A 3,731-nucleotide genomic window follows, 5' to 3' on the forward strand; every position below is an offset into this window, starting at 1 on the left:
CAGCCTATATCAACTATGTGCTGGAGCGGATTGGCGAGGCCGATACCCTGGAAAAGCTCGAAGCCCTGCTGCCATGGAACGTCCCGCTGGAGCCGATTGCAAAAAAAGTGGCGCAATACGGTAAAGGTAAGTAGGTCGATTTAACGGCGCTTACGCTTTACATGAGTAGCAATGTGTAGCGTTTGGCATGATAGCAAGAAGATAAAAGCATAACGGTAAGCCTACGTGTGAGAGAGTAATAAAGTCTCATACTAAAATGGCAGCGATCGCAATCGATACGCTGCCATTCCTAAATCGAAAATGCCCCAAAATCAGTTAGTTTATTTACTCTAATTCGGTTTAGACATATCGATTTTGCATTATAAAAAATAATGATTGGATAACGGACTGATCTTTCGTACCTTTCCCAATGCTTTCGAACCAGCCCCCTAAATTAAAATGGGCTAGGGATAACCCTAGCCCGAACATACAGATCAAATTCTATAAATTTCTTTTCTTGTTGAGAATGCTCTTCTACCACCCTCGAGTATTTCACAGCATTGATCCTGAGTTACTCGGTTGTCTATCGACCCCATGCCAACGATAGACGATTTATCATTAGACGCAACAAGCGGTATCACTAACTCTGCGTCCCCAAGAACTCCTATGTTTGAGTTGTGTGTGACAACGATAATCTGTCTTTTCTCTTTACAACGACGAAGATTAGAAACCACACTATTGAAGATGAACTCTGAATCTAGGTTATCCTCTGGTTGATCGATGATTAGAGGGAGATTACTGTTTGATTGGATTAGGATAGACAACATAATTGATTGTTGCTGTCCCAAACTCAACTCACTGATATCTTTAACATCTGCGTCTCGTTGAGATTTGTTATGGCGTGTGACAGTCAATTTAGGTCTTTCTCTGAATGGGATAGATAGAACTTCCTCCAGTCTTAAGCCGCAAATTTTCGTCTTAACATCTTCAATCTCAACTTCGCTCAACCCTAATGTAGATAAGAAATCATATCTCTTGAATTTCATATTCTTGTAAAACTCAAGAGGTGATATTGAATTGGCAATTTTGTCACTATTTGCCCATCTATACCAACCAGTAGCATCTTTGATGAATTTTGAGAACTCTTTGGAAAGATATCCTACACCAACTTTTGCTTGTACAAACAACCCATCAAAAGAACCAGATAAATCTTGGTTAACTCGTGTACAAAACTTCAGTCTGTTTTTCTGTATTTCTTTGCTAATTCTATCTCGTTCTTTAGAAAGGTTTTCTCTTTCAGTTTTAATTTCACTTAGCCTATTGGCTGATTTTTGAATATCTTTATGTCTTTGTTGAAGTCTAGTAATATCATTGGATAGAGTGACAAATTTTCCTTCATCATAGGGAATTTTCTTATCGTCTAATTCTTTCTTTTTGACTTCAATTTGTTGCTTCGCTGTTCCTTCTTTGCCACGCCAAGCTATAACCTCATGTCTGAGTACGATCAGTTTTTGTTCTAGCTCTTCACTTAACTCTTTTTGGTGTCTGTCAACGATATCAGAGAACTCTTGGACGATACTCAATACATTATCGACATGTTCTTTACCAACATGAACTTTGGTTCTATCTATGTTGAGTAGTTCGGTAATTTCATCCTTATCAGATAAGACTTGCTTATATCTTTTGCTCAATGCACCGAGTGTTTCCTCTAACTCTTTTCGTAGTGCCTCTTCCTCGACCAAACTAGAATGAAGCCTCATCAACTCACCAACATTCTGTTTTTCGTATGCGGATTTCTTGCTCTGTAATTCTTGTAGTTCTTTGTCTACATTAGATTTTTCGGCGACTTCATTAGTTAAACTCTGTAACTGCTCGAAATTTGTAGATATTTGTACTATTTTTGAGCGATCTTCATCTTTTAGGTGCTGAACATTTGTGAACCCATCGAAGAATTTCAGAAGCTTTTTGTCTTTATCGTCCTCATCACCATTACTTGAAAATGTAGTAAAACCCTGAGAGTAAGCTTCCAACGGAACTTGAGCGTTGATCTCATTAGAATCTCCATCTATGCAAGTCAAGTTGCCGTGTTCAAGAACGTATTTGAACTCCTGACCAGCTTCATTTTCGTATGTCAGTTCAATTTTTGATGGCCACGCATTACTTTTTTGGACTGCGGTGGTATCCACAGGGTTGTTTGATGCTTCTTGGATAGCGGTCACAAGAGTAGATTTACCTGTACCACGACCACCAATAATACAGTTCATATTATTACTTAGTTCGATAGACATCCCATCAAGAATCCCTCCTGATGCTTTGATTTCTTTGAATCTCGGTAGGGCGATAGGAACATCATCCTCAAGCCTAACCCGAGAATCATGACTCATCAGGGCAATTCGTAATCCATCGAAGCTTAATTCATCTAACTTGAAACGGGTTAGGCGATCAGAACCAGACGCATTTTTACCAAATGCATTCATAGAATGGGCATCTGAAGACATCACTTTGGCTAACTTATAACAGTCAGGTAAGCCAAGGATTTGGTTTCTTTTCTTCATGGCATGTTTTCTATCTGGATTATCATCATCCTGTGTATAGAAATTTACCGATTCATGATTTCTGATTTCTAACGCAAATATTGAGGGATGTTGAAAGGCACAATCGAAGATCTCGTTGAACTTGCCAATGGTTAGTTCGAACCCAGAATTAACCTCAATATGAGCTAACATACCGAAACCATTATATTTTTTGACATACTCTAAACACTCGTAGATTCCTTGCGTTGAAAATTTCTTATCGGGGTCGAAGTTCAGTTTACCGTAGAAATTTTCTAGATCTTGAGTTGTGGGGAAGTAGGCGAGTAGATGCCCTTGAGTTGTGGATATTTCTATTCCTGGAACAACGAGTAAGTCTTTTCTGTCTTCAGCTATATTTACCGCATCAATAGAATTGCTAATCTTGTTGTGATCAGTGATGCTTATGATTGAAAGGTTTTTCTCTATTGCCTTTGCAATAATATTTTCCGGTGTCATATGAGCATCAGTGACATCATATGAACCGCCAGAACCATAACTGTGAATGTGGAGATCTCCACGATGAAACCTTGCTCCAAAAGTCATATAACATCCAACCTTTCAATTAAAACAGAAACTTAATCCATTTTAACGAAACCGATTGTTTATGTCATTTGTTACTCTGTGATTGATTGCGTTTAGTCCTCCTGTTCAGCATCAACCTCAATTCCGTTTCTGGCGTCCCATCCGTAGTGATAAGATTTCTCATCTAATGGGACGATGTACGCGATTCGGTGATGCCTTCGATCGGTTGAATCGGTATGATGGGTGCTTTTGAGGCTCAGCTCTTCATGGCATCCATCACCGTTCACTGTCCTCGTTGCAACTCTGACCACATATATCGCCATGGGAAGACCCCTGCTGGTGTTGGCGAGTAATAAAGTGCCATACCAAGTATCAAAGTGTCATACCGAGCAATAAAGATTCATCCTTACTTAGGCCGTAGCCACGCCCCGTTGGCTTACCGTCGGATCCGGTACCAATCTCTATTGAACGACAGTCTCTCCGTCCAGTAATACGGGGGGAATTCCCAGACAACCATGCTCACGCCAGCCATGGAGCTATTGTCAAATCTGGTGTATGGCGTCGGTCAGGCGGCACTCCTGTCTGACTCCTCCAGCACCTTTACTCCGTCCTTGAATTTCACGTTGTTCGCTACCAACGTCAGCAGCGCAAATCCCT

The 3,731-nt window shown here is 40.3% G+C and carries 2 protein-coding genes and 1 pseudogene; 2 read left to right on the plus strand and 1 reads right to left on the minus strand.

All coding sequences use genetic code 11. The features are described 5' to 3' along the window. Window positions 1-134: transposase domain-containing protein (locus tag GWQ22_RS20930; RefSeq protein WP_275929495.1), on the plus strand; the 134-nt coding region annotated here is incomplete at its 5' end. A gap of 339 nt (window positions 135-473) precedes the next feature. Here the strand turns inward: GWQ22_RS20930 and GWQ22_RS20935 are convergent. Next, window positions 474-3,095, minus strand: coding sequence for a TrlF family AAA-like ATPase (locus GWQ22_RS20935; protein ID WP_275931555.1), 2,622 nt, complete (start codon window positions 3,093-3,095; stop codon window positions 474-476). Window positions 3,096-3,317: 222 nt separating this feature from the next. On the opposite strand from GWQ22_RS20935, the pseudogene GWQ22_RS20940 reads away from it, so the two are divergent. Beyond that, window positions 3,318-3,415 (plus strand): annotated as a pseudogene (locus GWQ22_RS20940) (IS1 family transposase); the annotation flags it as partial. Window positions 3,416-3,731 lie beyond the last annotated feature (316 nt).

Source organism: Aeromonas sp. 1HA1 (genome assembly GCF_029237385.1).
GTDB classification, from domain to species: Bacteria; Pseudomonadota; Gammaproteobacteria; order Enterobacterales; family Aeromonadaceae; genus Aeromonas; species Aeromonas popoffii.